This is a genomic window from Bordetella tumulicola (assembly GCF_965138755.1).
GTDB classification, from domain to species: Bacteria; Pseudomonadota; Gammaproteobacteria; order Burkholderiales; family Burkholderiaceae_B; genus Bordetella_A; species Bordetella_A tumulicola.
Genome location: NZ_CBCSFP010000001.1, coordinates 849,398 through 868,402, shown reverse-complemented (window position 1 = coordinate 868,402; position 19,005 = coordinate 849,398). Strand labels below are relative to the sequence as shown.

The following is a 19,005-nucleotide window of genomic DNA, read 5'->3' as shown; positions in this document are numbered from 1 at the left end:
AACGGCGCTACCCAAGACGGACGCCTCTGCCTAGACTGAACGCTTTCCCCGAACGATGGAGAGCGTACAAATGAGTAGCCAGCAAGCCACTGGGCAGGGCGGTCCGCAAGCCTGGATCGCGGACGACGTTCGCAAGGACGTATCCTGGGTGCTGCGCGTCGGCCAGCGACACATTGATTCGCTGAATCAGGCCCTGCGGCACGCCAAGACGCATGGCAAGCCCCTGCTGGAATGGCGGCAACAGGATTTTCCGCTGGATGCCGAGACACAGGCCATCCTGCGCCAGGCGATCGCCATGACCCAGGGTCGCTGGGGCATGTGCCTGATGAAAGGCTTTCCCGTGGACGTCTGGACCGAAGAAGACGTCCGCATGGCCTACTGGGGCATGGGCTTGTACATGGGCGTCGGTCGCCCACAGAACCGCGCCAGTGATTTCACGACCGACGTGCGCGACGCCGGTGGCTCGTACAAGGTCAAGGGTGGTCGTGGCTACAACACCAACGCCCAACTGGATTTCCATATCGATTCGACGGATGTTGTGGCGCTGCTGTGCCGTCGCACCGCGAAGTCAGGCGGCGGCAGCAAAGTGGTCAGTTCGATCGCGCTGCACGATGAAGTCCAGCGGCTGCGTCCGGACCTGCTCGAGGTGATGGTTCGTCCGTTCTTTCATAGCTACCAAGGGGCGCAGGACCCTAGCCAGCCGCCTTACTATCGCTGCCCGGTGTTCGCCCAAGACGGCGATTGCTTTGCCGCGCGCATGAACCGCAAGAATATTGTCGCTGCCCAGCGGGACTTTCCCGAAGTTCCACGCTTGACGGACGCACAATCCGACGCCATCGAACTGCTTGAGCAACTGATGGCCAGCGAGAAGCTCTGCTACACGATGGAGCTTGAACGCGGTGATATGCAACTGCTCAACAGCTACGTCACGCTGCACTCGCGGACCTCGTTCGAAGATTATGACGATCCTGATCAGAAGCGCCATCTGTTGCGCCTGTGGTTGGCGGTGCCCATCTCGCAACGCTTGCCACAAGCGTGGGAAGAATATTTCGTGGACGGCCGACCGGGCGCCGTGCGGGGTGGTATGCGCGGTACCGAGGTCAGCGAGGCTTTCCTCGCCTATGAGCGGCAGCAAGCAGACGCATTGGGCATGCTCTACGCCACGTGGGCGCCCAAGGTTCGTAAGGAAGACATGGCCGCATCGTTGGCCGTTTGAGCCACCGTGCTAAGTAGCCCGGCATATCGGCCACCGGGAATGGCCGCCTATCAATGGCCGACTAACGAATGACATCTGTCGTCTATCGTAGCATCACTTTTCAGTGATAAATTAGACATATTTATTCTGAAAATACGAATAAAGGAAAACGATGTCGCGCAACGTATCCATGCGTCATTTACGCTGCTTTGTCGAGGTGGCGCGCAGTGGCACCTTCACGGCTGCGGCGTCGCGCCTTTATATGACGCAGTCGTCGCTGACCAATGTCATCCAGCAGTTCGAGGACTCGGTCGGGGTCAAACTCTTCGATCGCAGCACGCGTCGTGTGTCCATGACAGACGAGGCCGAACACTACCTGGCCGAGGCCGAGCAACTGGTCAAGCGTTTCGACGCCTCGATCTCGGACCTGAAGGCCTTTGCCAGCGTGCAGCGCGGGCACTTGCGTATCGCCGCCGCCGCGTCGGTAATCGACTATTACCTGTACCGGGTGATCGAAGTCTTCAAACGGGACTTTCCTCAAATCACGATATCTATCCGCGACGCGGGAGCACAGCGGGTCGAGCAGATGGTGGCCGAAGGGACCATTGATTTCGCCGTGGCAGCACAGCATAACGGTCTGGAAGATTTGATCTACACCCCCTTGCTGAGCGACCGTTATGGCATCGTGGTGGGCGAGGATAACCCGCTGGCGCAGCGCTCCGACGCTCTGGCATGGAGCGAACTCGATCCTGATCACTACGTGGGCTTCAGTGACGATACGGGTATCGGCGCGTTTCTGGCCAAGCAGGCGCGTGGGTTTCGCCGGCGCGAGGGCAAGCTCGACGAGGTTTCGTCCACGACGTCGCTGTTTTCGCTTTTGAAAATACCGGGGCGTTACTCGATCGTGCCGGCGCTGACGGTAGAGCACACGGGATTTGCAGATGGCCTACGGTTTCGGCCACTGAAGACGCCGCAGTTATCGCGCGAGATCTGTTTGGTCTCGCGTCGCCTGCGGTCGCTGTCGCCCAGTGCCGACGCCTTTCTTTCGATCTTCGAGCAGGTACTGCACGATACGCCCGTGCCGCGGCACGTGCGTATCGCTGCTCGCGTCAGTCGAGCGTGATGTTGGCCTGCTCAATGAGCTCTTTCATCTTGGCGCTCTCGGTGCGAATGCGCTCGGTCAGCACGGACGGCGTACCACCGTCGATCACAAAGCCCATTTCTCCCATTTTCTTGGCGACAGCCGGGTCCTGAAGCGCCTTGTCAAAAGCCGCGTTCAGTTTATCGATGATGGGGGCAGGTGTCCCGGCCGGCGCCAGCACGCCGTACCAGGCGATTAGCTCATAGCCGGGAATGCCGGATTCGGCCACCGTGGGCAGATCCGGATAGGCGGCCAAACGCGTTTTGGTGGTGACCGCCAGCGCGCGCAGCCGCCCGTCCTTGACCAGCGGGATGGCTTCGGGCGCCACCGCGATCATGAAATCGGTCTGGCCTCCCACCAGATCAGTCAAGGCAGGCGCGCCACCCTTGTACGGGACATGAATCACGTTAACGCCCAACGAGCGCTTGTAGAGCTCGCCACCCAGGTGAGCCGGTGTGCCGGTGCCCGCCGACGCAAAAGTATGGGGACCGTCTGGGCCCTTCAGATAGGTATTGAGCTCGGCGATCGTCTTGACCGGTAGCTTGTCATTGACCACCACCATGCTGGGCAGGGTGCTCGTCAGGATGATGGGGGCGAGGTCTTTTTGCGGATCGTACTGCAGGTTCTTGAACAGATGAGGGTTGGTTGCCAGCGCAGTGGAGGTCGCCATCAGGATGGTGTAGCCATCGGGTTCGGATTTGGCGACATAGCCGGTGCCGATGTTGCTGCCGGCGCCCGGGCGGTTTTCCACGATGACGGTTTGCCCCAGTTGATTGCCGACTTTCTCGCCCAGCATGCGTGCCAGGAGGTCGGTCGAACCGCCCGCGGAGTAGGGCACGACGAAGTGGATGGGCTGATCGGGATAAGCCGCCGATGCGATGGGCACCGCCATCACGGCAGTCAGCGTCAGCGCGCCACAGAAGATGCGCTTGTTCAATAGTGCTTTGTTCATAAATTCCCCTTGTGATCGTTGATCATCGATGTATAGGCGGGGTGACAAAACGTCTGTTTGGGCCGCCACCCCGCCGGTGCATCAAGCCGGCGGGCTTGATGCGCGGCCCGAAAATTACGGCACGTTTTGCACGTATCCCTGTTGCTGATCGCGGTTGATCAGCGTCGGGTTACGCTCGACCACCGGACCGTAGCCACCCCCTCCGGGGGTGCGCAGGGTGATCTCGTCGCCGGGTTGTATCCACTGAGGCAGCCGGTTGTTGATGACCTCGCCATTGATTAGCACTTCGCCGCAGGCGCCGGCTTCGCCATCGGCGATACCCGGCGCGGGCACCTTGGTGCGTTCGGTCATGAAAATGACCGACATGGGTGTGTCGTGACGGCTGACAAAACATATTTCCTCACCCAGCCCGCCGCGATGACGTCCTTGTCCGCCGGAGTCGGTGCGAAACGCCTTGCGCTTAAAGAGCAGCGGCGCCTCGCGCTCGGCGACTTCTACGGGCGTCGGCGAGATATTGCTGGGCCATGCCATGACCGAGGCGCCGTCCTTGGTTGCCGATGCGCCCATGCCACCGTTGTAGAACAGCACCGTGGCAAAGGGTTTGCCGTTGGGGCGTGTGCCGCTGAAGTTGGTGACCCACAGCGGGGATCCCGCGCCGGCGATCACGGCGCGTGGGATTACGTGGGCCATGGCGCCAAACACGACGGTTGGCACATAGTGGCCCGTGCACGAGCGGCCGCCCACGGGAGCGGGCTGGCGTGGATTCAGCAACGAGCCCTCGGGTGCCGTGGTTCTGATGGGGCGAAACAGGCCATCGTTGTTGGGCAGGTCCGGCAACAGCAGGGTCTTGATGGCGTACGCGCACATGGCCGCGGTATACGGCAGCACGCAGTTGATACCGCGTGGCTGCTGGGGCGACGTGCCCTCGAAATCGCAGGTGATCGTATCGCCTTCGATGCGCACCTCGACGACATAGAGGAATGGTTCCTCGAAGCCGTCGGTATTCATCTGGTACTGATACTTGCCATCTGGCAGGGCCTGGATGGCCGCGCGCATGGCGGCCTCGCTGCGCTCAAACAAAGCATGGGCCAGCGAATCGAGCTCGGGCAGCGCATATTCCTTGAGTAGCGCGTCGATCCGCCCGCCAATCAATTCCAGTGCGCCCATTTGCGCCCAGATATCACCGACCGTCTGCTCGGGCGTGCGCACGTTGGTGCGCAACAGGTTCAGCAGCGTTTCGTCTTCCTTGCCCTCGCGTAGCAAGAGCATCAGCGGAATATGAAAACCTTCCTCGTACAGCTCGCGGGTATCGACTGAACGGATCTTGCCGCCGATATCGGGCACGTGCGCCGTCGAGGCCGCAAAAGCTACCAGCGCGCCCTGGTGAAACAGCGGCTTGACCAGGGTGACGTCGTTCAGGTGGCCGGTGCCGATCCAGGGGTTATTGGTGATGTAGACATCGCCCGCACGCATGTTCTCGGTGCCAAAGCGCTCGATGGCGGCTTGCGTGGTGCGGGGCAGCGTGCCGATAAAAGACGGGATGCTGCCGCTGTTTTCCGACAACGCGCGGCCCTGCGAGTCTGTCAGCACGACGGCGAAATCGTTGGCTTCCGTGGACAGCGTGGAAAATGAGGTGCGGACAATCATCTTGGCTGCTTCGTTGACGATCGAGCGAATGCGCGCCCAGAACACTTCCAGAAAAATCGGATCGGTCGTCACGTCCATGACTTGGGGTTGGCTCATGCTTGCTCCAGGATATCGACAATCAAGTTGCCGCTCAGCGACTGGCTGACACGGCCGCGCGGTCCAACGACCAGGGTCGAGCCGGCATCTTCGACCAGTAAGGGGCCCATGGCCTGGAACCCGGCGCACAGCGTGGCGCGGTCATAGATAGGCGTGTCGACGTAGTCGTTGCATTCGCGGAAATACACGTTGCGCCGCGCCTTGGGCGTCGCGGTGGCGCCGGTAGGGACGGCTTCATGCGGCGGCTTCTGGCGTGGCGGCGCTTCGCCGGACACGCGCAGGTTCAGCAGTTCAATCGGCACATCGGGGGGCGTACGGCCAAACTTCTCGCGATAGCCGGCTTCGAAGGCGGTCAGTAGCGCGGCACGCACGCTGGCTTCGTCAGACGCACCCGGACCGTGGTACGGGCCGTCCGGCAACGGGACGGTCAGGGTGAAGCCCTGGCCCGCGAAGCGGCCGTCGGCGTAGCGGGATATCCGCACCGGTCCAAAGGTGGCTTCCAGTGCATTGAGCGAAATCTGTACCTGCGTTTCCAGGTCAGCGAATGCTGACTCCAGCGTTTGCAGCGAGTCGCTACCCGGACGGACACTGACCGTACGCGAGCGGTCGGCACGCGCCGGGGCCACCAGCAAGCCGTAGGCCGAGGCCACGCCCGCGGCGGGTGGGCATACCAGTTTGCTGACGCCGATCTTCTGGGCGACGTAGTAGCCGTGCAGCGGTCCGCCGCCACCCGTGCACAGCAGCACGAAATCGCGCGGATCGCGGCCGCGCTCGGCCACGTGCACACGCGCCGCGCCAGCCATGTTCTCGGCGACGATGTCATGAATACCCCAAGCCACGCCGACCTTGTCTCGGCCGACCTCATCGCCGATCTTGCCCAGCTGTTGTCCGGCCAGATCGACGTCGATGTTCATGGTGCCGCCCGCAAAGTACTCGGGATTCAAATAGCCCAACAGCAGATTCGCATCGGTCACCGTGGCGTCCTCGCCGCCGAGGCCATAGCACGCCGGGCCGGGCTCCGAGCCTGCGCTTTGCGGGCCGACCTTGAGCAAGCCCAGCGCATCGCGGTACGCAATACTGCCGCCACCCGCGCCGATCTCGATCAGATCCACGGTGGTGATGCGGATCGGCAGACCGCTGCCTTCGGCAAAACGCCTTTGCCGCGCCGCCTCAAAACCGTAGGCGATAGAGGGGTTGCCGTTTTCTACCAGGCACAGCTTGGCCGTGGTGCCGCCCATGTCAAAGGCCAGCAGGTCGGACAGCGAATCACGCGCACTATAGTGCGATGCCGAGATCGCGCCCGCGGCGGGGCCGGACTCCAGCAATTCGATGGGGGTACGGCGCGCTTCGTCGACATGGCACAGACCACCGTTGGACAGCATCATCAGCACATCGGTGGGCAGGGCCAGGGCACTCAAGCGACGCTGCAACGCGGTCAGGTAGCGATTGGCCAGCGGCTTGATATACGCATTGGCGCACGTGGTGGACGTGCGCTCGAATTCGCGGATCACGGGCGCCACGTCGCTGGACAAGGTAATGTCCAGGTCGGGATAAGCCTGTTTCAGAATATCGCGCACTGCGATTTCGTGGCTGGGATCCACATAGGCATGCAGCAGACAGACTGCCAGCGATTTGACCCCTTCCTCGATCAAGGGCGCCACGGCGCGTTTGACTTGCTCCGCATCCACGGGCGCCAGTTCCTGGCCGTCGGCATCCATGCGCGCGCCGATCTCGACGCGCCAGCGTCGTTGCACCAGCGCCGGCGCGGCCTCAATATTCAAGTCGTAGAGATCGTACTTGCGCTCATTGCCGATCTCGATCACATCGCGGAACCCCTCGGTGGTCAGCAGGCCCGTGGGTTCGCCGCGTCGTTCAATCAGCGCGTTGGTGAATAGCGTGGTCGCGTGGACGATGCGTTTTACCTGGCGGGAGTCAATCTGGCATTCGGTGATCAGGGCCTGGACACCGTTGGCCACACCCTCGGCGGGATCGCCATGGGTCGTCAAGACTTTAAGCGAGCGCAGCGCGCCACCGCCATAATTCAGCGCGACAACGTCGGTGAACGTACCTCCAATATCAATTCCTATCGCCCACGTTGACATTGCTCGTGCTCCTTCTGCTCAGATGAAAGTTTCATCCATGATAGAGAGAACGACTTCAGTATTCCAACGAAAATTATTGGGTGATTATTCGGAATTTTATATAAATAAAAATCGCAAAACCCGGCACTGTCGGCAGTGCCTCGGCGACCCGTTTTGTGCATAAGAACGTCGGCGATGCGCGCTGTACCCTGAAGCTCGGCAATCCCGCGGCTATCGTGGCCATGGTCAGCGCCGGCCTGGGGTTGTCGGTGCTGCCGATGCCCGATCCTTCCGTCTTATTGTCCTATCCCATCAAACGAATCTCGATGGGCAGCGCGACGCCCACACTGCAAATGTCGCTGGCAACCCGCAAGCTGGAGCCGATAGCCGATAGCCGATAGCTGCGAACTGGGGGCGCTGTCGCAAGCAATCAAAACGGATTTGGCAAACGGGCCGTACGTCGAAATGTCGGCCCGCTTGCCATGACCAGAGTAGGCGGGATCTAACGTATTCCAGCGCCACGCTGAGTGGTTGTCGATAATCTGGCCGTCGATGTCAGTCCGACGTTCGGGCCGGCGGACTGCGCCCATTGGGCCAGTGTCTCGGCGCGCTCGAGCAAGCGCTGATGTACGGCCTGAACGACGGGTCCGGAACGAACGACTTTAATGCCGTCGATGGTGGGGCGACCCTTGGCAGGACCGAAATCCGCCAACATCGAGTCGATGTTCACGTTCTGGAATGCCGAGCGATTGCCGGCATCAACATAGGACTCCGCCGCCGCGCCCTCGGCCAAGATAATATCGAACCGATCCAGTTCGACGTGAAAGTACTCAAACGCACGTAGCGAGAAATCCTGCGTAATGGTTTTGCCATTGACCAACAGCAGGGCGGGGATCAGCTTGCCGTCGAAGTACATATGATGGCCGGGTGACACGTACAGGTCTCGCGTAGGAATATTGGGAGCAAGCGCGCCGGCTGTGATGCATATCGGATAGGCACGAGTTGCGTGCTGAGCTGGGATACGATTGCTGTGCAGCTTGAAATAGCCCACCCATTTCACGGTGGCGAGCCGTCCACTGACGGTAAGCACCTGATCACCGGCCTGCAGGTCCTCGATGCGTTTTTCATCCTCGGATGTGGCGATGTGCGTACCCCGCAGATAGCACGGCGACTTGAAGGTGATCTGGCCGTTTCCAACATTCTCGAACGTCGCGTCAGCAGGGATGTCGCCCTCGACCTTGAAGGTCACGGCCGTCTGTCGCGAGCCGTCTGGTTCGAAGGTGGTTACGCGCAATTCATTACTTGATGCATCCCAACGTACGTCGCCAATCTTCCTCAAGGGAGAGTCCGTCTCAAGATAGAAAGTGTCTCCATTCGAGAGCCCGGTCAGAATGGCGCCGTCAGGAACACGTCCGGGCGGAAGCTGCAGTTTGAACACGCCACCGCCGTCACCCGTGAAATTAATGGTCGTCCTGCTGAAGGCCTCTGGATTGAACTCTTCGGCACCATAGGATATCGACGATGTGTCATCAATATTGAGCGTGAGACTCTGGGAGCCTGTGTGGTAACCCTCCAAGTCATCAATGGTGACGTTGGCGTTGTTAGCAGCGTCGATGATTGTCTGTGCACTTTGGGAGACGCCCGGTACCTCCCCGATGCTAATGTCGATATCAAGACCGTCAACCGTAATTCTGTTGTTGCCTACGACTGTAAGCTTGGCAGTGCCGTCTTCGGGAGAAGACGAGGGATCGAACGTAATGTTTTCGTCGGGTTCTAATAAATAATCGGCCATGGCAAGAAGGCATCCGCTAGGTTGAGTGGACTTACGGAAACGCGCTGTTCTATGTCTTGCAAGTGGCAACGCACGATAACGGTCCAGCCGCTTAGCGAGCGTTGTCTATTCAGTTAAGCGGCGAGTTTTTGCGCGGGCGCCCAATACGAATAGGTACGCCGCACATCCAGTTCGATCACCGCCGGCCCGTCGATGGCATGCAGCGTGGCGGGGATAATCGCGTTCCCCGTAGTCCAGCGCATGATGACGCCGCGAACATCTTGCGACGGCTGCAGACCACGCAGGCGCCTATCCTGCACATTGATCTGGCGTCGGCCCCTGGCGTCTTCGATGGTGATGCTGGCCAGGGCGACACCGATGCGTCGTAGATCACGTCGCGCATGCCATGTGGTTTCACGCACGACGGCGGAGCGCGACACGATGTGCAGATCGCTCGCCTGGATGCCCGAGGGCAAGACAAAGCGCATTACCCCTTCAGTCTGGCCGGCAATATCGGGAAGGATCTCCTGGCCGTTGACGGAGATTTTCAGATCGGGATCATTGACGCGAGTGGAGCGCGTCAGCATCGCAGCACGCTTGAGCAAATGCTTGCGCACGGCCTCGACGGCGGAGCCGGATCGGGCAATCTGAATACCATCGATATCAGGGCGACCTTCGGCGGGACCAAAATCCGTCAACATCGAGTCGACGTTCACGTTTTGGAATGCCGAGCGATTGCCGGCATCAACATAGGACTCCGCCGCGGCGCCTTCGGCCAAAATAATATCGAACCGATCCAGCTCGACGTGAAAGTATTCGAACGCTCGTCGAGAAAAATCCTGCGTAATGGTTTTGCCATTGACCAACAGCAAGGCGGGGATCAGCTTGCCGTCGAAGTACATATGATGGCCGGGCGACACGTACAGGTCTCGCGTAGGAACGCGGGGCGCGAGCGCGCCGGCCGTGATGCATATCGGATAGGCACGAATTGCATGTGGGGCGGGAATACGATTGCTGTGCAGCTTGAAATAGCCCACCCATTTCACGGTAGCGACTCGTCCACTGACGGTGCGCACCTGATCGCCCGGCTGCAGGTCTTCGATGGGCTTTTCACCCTCGAGTGTGGCGATGTGTGTGCCCCGCAGATAGCACGGTGACTTGAAGGTGATTCTGCCGTTTCCAAGGTCCTCGAATATCGCGTCAGGTGGGATCTCACCTTCAACTTTGAAAGTCACGTGTGATCGCACATTGCCGTTCGGGTCGATGGAAGCGATAGACAATTGGCGATTTGACATGTCCCAATTTACGTCAACCTTATATTGTATTCCTGTCTCTGGATCCAGCGCGTCAACATAAAGCGCATCGCCATTCGAGAGCCCGGTCAATATGGCACCGTCAGGAATATTCTCGGGCGGAAGCTGGAGCTTGAATATCCCACCGCCATCACCCGTGAAATTAACAGTCGTCCTGCTGAAGGCCTCTTGATTGAAGTCTTTCGTGCCATAAGAAAGCGAGGAGGTGTCGTCAATATTCAGCGTGAGACTCGTCTCGTCTATCGAGTAACCAGTCAATTGTTCAATGACGACATTGGCATTGTTGGTGGCGTTGATAGTCGTCACCGGAAAGGCGCCGATGAATTCCCCAGAGGTGCCATCGAGGTTCATGTAGATATCACTACCATCAACGGTAATCGTGTTGGGTCCGTGAGGTGTAATGTTCGCGAACGGGTCGCTCGAGGCATCGAGCGTGAGGTCTTCGTCGGGTCTTAACGAGTAATCGGTCATGACAAGAAGGCATCCTCTAGGTTGAGTGGGCTTAGGGAAACGCGCTGTTCTATGTCTTGCAGGGGGTAACGCAAGATAGCGGCATTAGCCGTTGTCGTGCGCGTGCTTACACGGCGAGTTTCAGTGCCTCGGCACGCTCGAGCAAGCGCTGGTGTACGGCCTGAACGACGGAGCCGGCGCGCACGACTTTAATGCCATCGATGACGGGGCGGCCTTTGGCAGGACCAAAATCTGCCAGCATCGAGTCGATGTTCACGTTCTGGAATGCCGAGCGATTGCCGGCATCAACATAGGACTCCGCCGCCGCGCCCTCGGCCAGAATGATGTCGAATCGATCCAGCTCGACGTGAAAGTACTCAAACGCACGTAGCGAGAAATCCTGCGTAATGGTTTTGCCGTTGACCAACTGCAGGGCAGGGATCAACTTGCCATCAAAATACATATGATGGCCAGGCGACACGTACAGGTCTCGCGTAGGAACATTGGGCGCGAGCGCGCCGGCCGTGAAGCATATCGGATAGGCACGGGTTGCATGTTGAGCAGGGATGCGATTGCTGTGCAGCTTGAAGTAGCCCACCCATTTCACCGTGGCGAGCCGTCCACTGACGGTAAGCACCTGATCACCGGCTTGCAGGTCCTCGATGCGTTTTTCACCCTCGGATGTGGCGATATGCGTACCGCGCAGATAGCACGGTGACTTGAAGGTGACCTGGCCGTTTCCTACATTCTCAAACGTCGCGTCCGCCGGGATGTCACCCTCGACCTTGAAAGTCAAGGCTGGTCGCAATGAGCCGTCTGGCTCGAGGACGTCGATATGCAATTCGCTATTTGCCGCATCCCAATTTACGCGACCAATGCCCGTTGCGGAACCGTATGGCTCGATAATGAGCGAATCTCCGTTCGAGAGCCCGGACAGGGTGGCGCTGCGATAAACGCTTTCGGGCGGAAGTTGCAGCTTGAACAACCCGGCGCCATCGTCGCCCGTGAAATTCACGGTCACTTTGTCAAAATCGTCTAGATTGCTGATGTTTGTTGCGTTGTAAAAAATCGACGATGTGTCGCTGATGTTCAGCGTGAGACTCGCGCCATCCCGCTCGTAGCCAATCACGGAATCAATGACGATGTTGGCATCGTTGACGGCGTTGATGGTGGTCTGTGCTGGTGCGGGCAGCCCTGTTTCGTCGCCATGAGTCGCGTCGAGGTTAATGGTGAGATCAATATCGTCAACCGTGACCGTGTTGGATTTTTGGAATGCAATATCGGCAATGCCGTCCTCAGGGGAGAACGAGGAATCGAATGTAATGTTTTCGTCGCTTACCAAGATGAACTGGGTCATGACAAGAAGGCATCCGCTAGGTTGAGTAGGCTTAGGGAAACGCGCTGTTCTATGTCTTGCAAGTGGTAACGCATGATAACGGGCGCAGCCGTTTAGCGAGCGTTTATCGCCGACGGGTAGCTAAGGTCGCTTGGGCCGCTGCAGTGTCTTGGGCTACTCAATGAACGAGTAACTTGGTCGTCTGCAGCGGCCCGGGGCCGCGGCGCCGTGTGAGATGTCAGTACGGCGTCAATCAGATGTCAATCAGATGACTGTTCGGCTACGCGGCGCGCTTTTGCGCGGGCGCCCAATACGAATACGTACGCCGCACATCCAGCTCGAGCACGGCCGGGCCTTCGATGGCATGCAGCGTGGCGGGGATAATCGCGTTCCCCGTAGTCCAGCGCATGATGACGCCGCGGACGTCCTGCGACGGTTGCAGCCCACGCAAGCGCTTATCCTGCACATTGATCTCGCGTCGGCCCGTGGCGTCTTCGATGGTGATGCTGGCCAGCGCGACGCCGACGCGTCGTAGATCACGCCGGGCATGCCACGTGGTTTCACGGACGACGGCCGAGCGCGACACGATGTGCAGATCGCTGGCCTGGACACCCGACGGCAAGACAAAGCGCATCACCCCTTCGGTCTGGCCGGCGAGCTCGGGCAAGATTTCCTGGCCGTTGACGGAAATTTTTAGATCGGGATCATTGACGCGCGTGGATTTCGTGATCGCCGCGGCGCGCTTGAGTAAATGCTTGCGCACGGCCTCGACCGCGGGCCCGGATCGGGCGATCTGGATGCCATCGATAGAAGGGCGACCCTCGGCAGGTCCAAAGTCCGCGAGCATCGAGACTGTCTTCACGTTTTCGAACGTCGAACGGTTGCCCGTATCGACATAGGACTCGGCAGCCGCGCCTTCGGCCAGCAGGATATCGAATCGATCCAACTCGACGTGAAAGTACTCGAACGCGTGGCGAGAGAAATCCTGCGTAATGGTTTTGCCATTGACCAGCAGCATGGCGGGAATCAGCTTGCCGTCAAAGTACATATGATGGCCGGGCGACACGTATAAATCTCGCGTGGGCACATTGGGCGCAAGTGCCCCGGCTGCAATGCATACCGGATACGCGCGAATGGCGTGATTGGCGGGAATGCGACTGGCGTACATGGTGCGATGCCCCAGCCATTTCACGGTGGCGACGCTACCGCTGGCGGTCAGCACTTGATCGCCGGGCTGCAGGTCCTGGACGAGTTTTTCGCCCTCGGGTGTGGCGATGTGTGTGCCGCGCAAATAGCAACCGACGACGAAGTTGCCATTCGAGTCCACTTCGTATGTGAGGTCCTGGTTGAAACCCTCGGGCAGGTCAAAATACACCAGATCGTTGTCTTCGCTGTCGAAGAAACGCAACTGAACGCCGCTTGGCTGAGTATTGAACTGATAGTGTGCCGGTACGATGGGCGTCCCACTACCGTCATCGATTTCGATCAAAAGCGAGTCGCCGGGCTGCAAATTCGTGATAGAGGGATTAATGTCCGTGTCCAGTGGCTGAGGCAGCACGAGCTTAATGGCGGCACCGGGGTCACCGCCCTCGGTTGTGCCCATGAAATGAAACGTGCTCGACTCCAGCGCGTCGAGTTGGTCCGCCTTGGCGTTATACGTCAGCGACGACTCGTGGTCGACGTTGTACTTGAGGGTTTGACCGTTATTCAGTTGGACGTGGCGAATGGAGAGATCCGAGTCCTGTGCAGAGGTAATGACGCTTTCGCCGGTACCTGCTTCAGAGGTCACAACGTGGAGGTGCACTTGCAGGTGCTCAACCGTCAGTTGATTGCTGCCCTCCAGGGTTAAGTCAATCGTGTCATCGTTGTTGACGCCATGGGAATCGTCGGGTTTGACGATTTTGGAATCGCCGTTGGGTATCGTAATCGAGACTGTAGCCATTGAATTCGCGCTCCAAGAGGGAAAACAAGAAAGGGGAAAGCTGCAACCGTTGAAAACTTTCCAAATAACTTTAAATGTCACTTGAAGTCTAAATATGGCTCACAATACAAAGAAATTCAATCAATAATTACGTTAAAAGTCCTATTAATTTCTTAATATTGATATTTATTGTTGTATTTTTTGCTGAAAATCAATGCCGAAGGCATCGTGAAAACCGATCACGCGGCTATGGGTGTTCGATATCTCACCTGAGGATGCGATATTTATATAACTAAAAGTAATGATTCAATGATTAAAATATAGTTTGGATTCATATAGCGAATTGTTAGATTAGGGCTATGTTTTTTAAGCACGTTGTGCGCGAGCCCGCTCTATGAATCTGACTTTCGACCATGTCCACAAAGACTTCGGTGCACTGCACGTTGTTGACGGGTTCTCCAGTGAATTCAAAATGGGCGAGTTAGTCGCATTGGTAGGCCCCTCGGGATGTGGCAAATCGACCTTGCTGCACATGGCGGCAGGCCTGGAAAACCCCACGCGTGGCAGCGTGCTCGCCGACGGCAAGCCCGTCACCGGTCCGCACCCCAGTCGTACCCTCGTATTCCAAGAGCACGCGCTGTACCCCTGGCTGACCATGCGCGACAACGTGTCACTGGCACTGGAGTTCCAGAACGTCGCTCGCGCCCAGGCTCGCGAAAAAGCCGTCGCCTGGCTGGAGCGCGTCGGACTGGCGGGATTTGAGAACTACTATCCTCAGCAGGTGTCGGGCGGCATGCGCCAGCGTGCCGCATTGGCGCGGGCATTTATCGCCCAGCCCCAGACGATGCTGATGGACGAGCCCTTTGGCGCGCTGGACGCCCTGACGCGCCTGAGTCTGCAAGATGTCCTGCGCCAACTCATCCAGCAAGAAAAGCCCACGGTGCTGTTGGTGACCCACGACGTCGACGAGGCGCTGTTCCTGGCCGATCGTATCGTGGTGTTCAGCGCCCGTCCGGCCCGCGTACTGCGCGAATTCAACCTGACGCAACGTCGAAAGACGCACGACTTGTCGGATTTGGCCACGGAAAAACGCGAGATCCTCAGCCTGTTGGGTATCCAAGTCACCGACAGCGCGGACAAAGACGAGGGCAATGTCGCATTGGCGGCCTGATCAGCCTCGGGTCATCCGCGCTGATCCCGCCGCTGCGTGTTGAACCACCCCTAAGCCGAGCACATCGACTTTTTTATGACTGCCGCCTGTCGACCCGACGCGTCACGCTGGACGCACGTGTCAGACAGGGTTGAACCTACTACCGATACCCCCTCTGGGAGCACTCATGAAACTTAAACAATGGTTATCTTTGCCACTGGCTGCGGCATTGTTGGCCGCGGCGCCGGCCATGGCCGCCGAGAAACTCCGCGTGGGTTATCTGCGCGTCATGGACGATGCCCAGGCCATCGTGGCCCAAGAGGGCGAGTTCTATAAGAACGCCGGCCTCGATACCGAACTGATCGAATTCAAATCGGGTACTGACCTGATCAAAGCCATCGTGGGTGGCCAGGCCGACATCGGCGTACTGGGCTTTACCAACGCCGTCGCATGGGCGTCGAAAGGCGCCGACCTGAAGGTCGTCGGTGGCGCGCAACAAGGCTACCACTCGCTGGTTGTGCGTGATGATTCCGGCATTGACAAGATCGCCGATCTCAAAGGCAAGACCCTGGCTTCGCAAAAGGAGGGTAGCACCGCCGACGTCGTGCTAAAGGGCGTCGTCCTGAAAGAGGGCAGCCTCAAACCCGAAGACGTCACGATCATGGGCGTGAGCCCCGCCGTCGCCGTGCAGTCTCTGGTCGGCAAACGCGTCGACGCGGCGTTCCTGTTCGAGCCGTATGACCGCATCGCGCAACTGGTCGCGCCCGTCAAGCAAATCTACGAAGTCGGCCAGGCCTGGCCGTTCCCGTGCATGGTGGTGATCACCTCGGGCGACGTGCTGGACAAGCGCAAAGACGACGTATGGAAGGCGCTCGACGCACAAAAAGCCGCCATCGAACTACTGCAAAAGAACCCCGAGCAGGCTTCCAAGCTGATCGCGTCGTACTTCATCGCCGAGCCCACGCTCAAAACACTCAAGCAAGGCGAATTGCCTCGTGAAACCGTCATCACTGACGCCATCAAGACCCAGGTCTTCACGGCCAAGCTGACCGACAAAGACACGGCGCGCATGCAAGAAATCGCCGATATCCTGCAAGCCCAAGGTTCGCTGAAAACCCGCGACGGCAAGCCGTACGACGTGTCCAGCATCATCGATTTGTCCTGGCAAGAGGCTCGTAAACTTTGAGCGCATCTACTCGTGTAACCGGACTGCGCAAGCACCTCGCCGGGGTGCTTGGCGTCGTCTTCATTCTGTTGCTGTGGCAGTGCGCCGCCTGGGCATTGCCTGACTTCCTGATGCCCGGCGTGCCCGCCGTCGTCGAGCGCCTGTTCAACGAATTGGGCGAATCATCCTTTCATCAGAGCCTGGCGGGTTCGCTCGGACGCCTGGGCGCAGGCTACGGCCTGGCGCTGCTGGCCGGCGTAGGTTTTGGTCTCGTCGCAGCGGTGCTGTACTTTTTTCGCGAAGTCCTGCGCAGCGCCATCGTCATCCTGCAGTCGATTCCGTCCATCGCCTGGGTACCGCTGTTCCTGATCGTAATGGGCTTTGGCAACACGCCCATTATCGTGGTCGTCGCATTGGCCGCATTTTTTCCGGCCGCGCTCAGCGTCATGAACGCCACCGAATCCGTGCAACGCGTCCACGTCTCTGCGGCGCGCGTGATGGGGGCAACCTCCTGGGGCCTGATCAAACGCGTCTACCTGCCCGCCGTCATGCCCGAGCTCATCACTGGCGCACAACTGGCCTTCGGTAACGCCTGGCGCGCCCTGATCTCCGCGGAAATGCTGATCGGGTTCGGCCAGGGTCTCGGACGGTCGCTCGCCTACTCCGGCGAAATCGCCGACATGACGGGTGTTATGGCCAACATCCTGGTCATCGCCATCCTCGCGGCCCTGATCGACCAGTTCATCCTCGAAAACCTCAAGCATCGCTTGCTGCGCTATCAGTACGTTTAAAAGGGAAGGGGCGGGTAGCAAACCCGCCCGCCTGACGCCATGGATGTTCTAACCACCTCTTGCACCCGTGTCCGGCAACCCACCGCGTCCACCGCCGTGCATCGTGCCAACGCGATACCAATGCACACTGCGGGCAGGGCCGCCTACCCAACCGGCAAACAGCCTGGACAGCGCCACCGCATCAAATCACCTCTGTTGAGTACGTTGGCGGCGTCGTTATTATTCGCCGTGGCAGTAGCGATCGCCGAGCCGCTGCCTGCTTCATCAACGGCAGCATCCGCAGGCTCACCTCAATCAGCGGCCTCCTTAGCACAGGCATCTACAGCCTCACCTCGATCAGCTACCCCCTTCGCGCAGGCACGCACACGTGGGATGCTGATCGTCGGCATCCCATACCTCGCACCCGAAGCCATCGCTGGCGCCAAAATTCGTACGCCGGAACGCCTGGACACCGTCATGGCCGAACGCCTTGGCGAACAACTCGGATTGCCCGTAAAACTCGTGCAAATCGATCCGGCTCAGCAGGCCAATGCGCTCACTACCGGCCAAGTCGATCTCCTGATCGGCGATCACATCGCCGGTCAAAGCACGCCCGGGCTGACTACCCACAACATGCCAGCCCCTGCCGGCGAAAACGTGACCCACCGAACGGATCAACCTGTACCCGCGCAGGCCGATCAACACATCGCCGCCATTCCCACCGGCTACGCCGCACGCCCCAAAGCCATCATTCGCAGCGACACCACACTGCAGCATTGGAAAGACGCCAAAGGCCTCACCGTCTGCATGTCCACCGCCGCCTTTCAGGCCCAGGCACTCGCCCAACAATGGGGCACCACCGTACGTACCTACCGCGTTCCATCCGACGCCCTCGTCGCCGTACGCGAAGGCAACTGCGACATCGGCCTGATCGACGACGTCACCTGGGCGCCATTAATGAAATTCCCCGAGTGGAAAAAATTCTCCTCCACCCTGTCCGAAAACGGCCCACGCGCCGAACGCGTCTGGCTCATCCCTGACCACGACGTCGCGACCAAAACCTGGCTAACCGACACCATGAAAGAATGGCGCCGCCAAGGCACCATCAACACCATGATCGAAAAATGGGCCCGCGACGTCGCATTCGACGTCTACCTGGACCAAGAAGTCCCCGACTGCCACGGCGGTTAATCTGCACGCCTACACAGTCGGCACGGTGCCTGAATCGTCCACTGAGATCGCCCACGCGTGATATCGGTAACCACACGCTCCACATCCGCCACCACCGTACGCGGCACCACCAACGTCAACGCGGCACCCTCACCATCAAACTGCTCAGTCTCAACCGAGGCTCCCGCCTGCTCAACACGCGCCTTCAGTAAAGTTAGCTCCGCATAATCGCACCGGCACTGAACACTTACCGTCTCAATGATCGGCACCCGCGGCCCAAGCCGCAAACACTGCGCCGCACACCCACCATAGGCCCGCACCAGTCCGCCGGCACCCAGCTTAATCCCGCCAAACCAGCGCACCACCAGCACCACTACCCGATCCAGGTCCTGGCCCTCAATCGCCTGCAAAATAGGTCGCCCAGCGGTCCCGCCAGGTTCACCATCATCGTTAAACCGATACGCCAGCCCAATGCGATACGCCCAACAATTGTGCGTCGCAGCCGGATCGCTATGCCGAGCAAAGAACGCCATCGCCTCATCCACGCTGGCCACCGGCGCAGCAAAAACCGCGAAGCGGCTCTTCTTGATATCTTCCTCGTACTGACAGGGCGCACTTAACGTATCACTCATAGCTTTCGATTGTAGGCGAGTGAGTGATCATTGCGGCGAGAAGGAGTTCTTGACGCGCGGCCGTCCATGATGCTTCCGCTACGCCGAACGCCCGCTCATCATGTTTCGCATTCTCGGGTGTTCTCAGCGCGCCGAACATCGATACGATAAATGTTCATCACAGCCCGTCGCGGGCCAACGACCATGGCGTTGTCACGACTGTGAGTTCCGGTGGT

The 19,005-nt window shown here is 59.3% G+C and carries 15 protein-coding genes; 7 read left to right on the top strand and 8 right to left on the bottom strand.

Translation table 11 applies throughout. The annotated features are described in order from the left end of the window. The first annotated feature begins 70 nt into the window (after nt 1–70). Nucleotides 71–1,216: a TauD/TfdA family dioxygenase gene (locus tag ACNAZS_RS04015; RefSeq protein WP_415786377.1), complete on the top strand. Its 1,146-nt coding sequence runs from the start codon at nt 71–73 to the stop codon at nt 1,214–1,216. A 151-nt stretch (nt 1,217–1,367) separates the two neighbouring features. Next, complete coding sequence (locus ACNAZS_RS04010) at nt 1,368–2,318, top strand: LysR family transcriptional regulator (RefSeq protein ID WP_415786375.1); 951 nt, start codon at nt 1,368–1,370, stop codon at nt 2,316–2,318. Here the strand turns inward: ACNAZS_RS04010 and ACNAZS_RS04005 are convergent. The 3 genes from ACNAZS_RS04005 to ACNAZS_RS03995 all read right to left on the bottom strand — a co-directional run bounded on the left by ACNAZS_RS04005 (nt 2,305) and on the right by ACNAZS_RS03995 (nt 7,133). Then, nucleotides 2,305–3,288: a Bug family tripartite tricarboxylate transporter substrate binding protein gene (locus tag ACNAZS_RS04005; protein ID WP_415786373.1), complete on the bottom strand. Its 984-nt coding sequence runs from the start codon at nt 3,286–3,288 to the stop codon at nt 2,305–2,307. The genes ACNAZS_RS04010 and ACNAZS_RS04005 overlap by 14 nt on opposite strands. A 114-nt stretch (nt 3,289–3,402) precedes the next feature. Further along, a complete protein-coding gene (locus tag ACNAZS_RS04000; protein WP_415786371.1) occupies nt 3,403–5,031 on the bottom strand; it encodes a hydantoinase B/oxoprolinase family protein in 1,629 nt (542 codons plus the stop codon). After that, nucleotides 5,028–7,133 (bottom strand): hydantoinase/oxoprolinase family protein, encoded by a 2,106-nt coding sequence (locus ACNAZS_RS03995; RefSeq protein WP_415786369.1) that lies wholly within the window; start codon nt 7,131–7,133, stop codon nt 5,028–5,030. Before ACNAZS_RS03995 ends, ACNAZS_RS04000 begins: the two co-directional genes overlap by 4 nt. Before the next feature lie 155 nt (nt 7,134–7,288). Here ACNAZS_RS03995 and ACNAZS_RS03990 point away from each other — a divergent pair, with 155 nt between their 5' ends. Further along, complete coding sequence (locus ACNAZS_RS03990; RefSeq protein ID WP_415786367.1) at nt 7,289–7,513, top strand: type 2 periplasmic-binding domain-containing protein; 225 nt, start codon at nt 7,289–7,291, stop codon at nt 7,511–7,513. 101 nt (nt 7,514–7,614) lie between these two features. Here ACNAZS_RS03990 and ACNAZS_RS03985 read toward each other — a convergent pair whose 3' ends face one another. The 4 genes from ACNAZS_RS03985 to ACNAZS_RS03970 all read right to left on the bottom strand — a co-directional run bounded on the left by ACNAZS_RS03985 (nt 7,615) and on the right by ACNAZS_RS03970 (nt 13,924). Then, entirely contained in the window at nt 7,615–8,904 is a 1,290-nt protein-coding gene (locus ACNAZS_RS03985) for a Hint domain-containing protein (RefSeq protein WP_415786365.1), read from the bottom strand. 113 nt (nt 8,905–9,017) lie between these two features. Beyond that, entirely contained in the window at nt 9,018–10,667 is a 1,650-nt protein-coding gene (locus ACNAZS_RS03980) for a Hint domain-containing protein (RefSeq protein ID WP_415786363.1), read from the bottom strand. A 106-nt stretch (nt 10,668–10,773) separates the two neighbouring features. Beyond that, nucleotides 10,774–12,003 (bottom strand): Hint domain-containing protein, encoded by a 1,230-nt coding sequence (locus tag ACNAZS_RS03975; protein ID WP_415786361.1) that lies wholly within the window; start codon nt 12,001–12,003, stop codon nt 10,774–10,776. Nucleotides 12,004–12,262: 259 nt separating this feature from the next. Continuing rightward, on the bottom strand, nt 12,263–13,924 hold the full coding sequence (locus ACNAZS_RS03970) for a Hint domain-containing protein (RefSeq protein ID WP_415786359.1): 1,662 nt from the start codon (nt 13,922–13,924) through the stop codon (nt 12,263–12,265). Nucleotides 13,925–14,297: 373 nt separating this feature from the next. Between ACNAZS_RS03970 and ACNAZS_RS03965 the strand changes: the two genes are divergently transcribed. From ACNAZS_RS03965 to ACNAZS_RS03950, 4 genes are all read left to right on the top strand, one after another. Then, nucleotides 14,298–15,074: an ABC transporter ATP-binding protein gene (locus tag ACNAZS_RS03965; RefSeq protein ID WP_415786357.1), complete on the top strand. Its 777-nt coding sequence runs from the start codon at nt 14,298–14,300 to the stop codon at nt 15,072–15,074. Nucleotides 15,075–15,240: 166 nt separating this feature from the next. After that, a complete protein-coding gene (locus ACNAZS_RS03960) occupies nt 15,241–16,239 on the top strand; it encodes an ABC transporter substrate-binding protein (RefSeq protein ID WP_415786355.1) in 999 nt (332 codons plus the stop codon). Then, a complete protein-coding gene (locus ACNAZS_RS03955; protein WP_415786353.1) occupies nt 16,236–17,009 on the top strand; it encodes an ABC transporter permease in 774 nt (257 codons plus the stop codon). The genes ACNAZS_RS03960 and ACNAZS_RS03955 overlap by 4 nt, the downstream gene beginning before the upstream one ends. A gap of 372 nt (nt 17,010–17,381) precedes the next feature. Then, nucleotides 17,382–18,179, top strand: a complete 798-nt coding sequence (locus ACNAZS_RS03950) for a type 2 periplasmic-binding domain-containing protein (protein WP_415786351.1) — start codon at nt 17,382–17,384, stop codon at nt 18,177–18,179. On the opposite strand, the gene ACNAZS_RS03945 is transcribed toward ACNAZS_RS03950, so the two are convergent. After that, nucleotides 18,176–18,790, bottom strand: a complete 615-nt coding sequence (locus tag ACNAZS_RS03945; protein WP_415786349.1) for an IMPACT family protein — start codon at nt 18,788–18,790, stop codon at nt 18,176–18,178. The genes ACNAZS_RS03950 and ACNAZS_RS03945 overlap by 4 nt on opposite strands. Nucleotides 18,791–19,005: the final 215 nt, after the last annotated feature.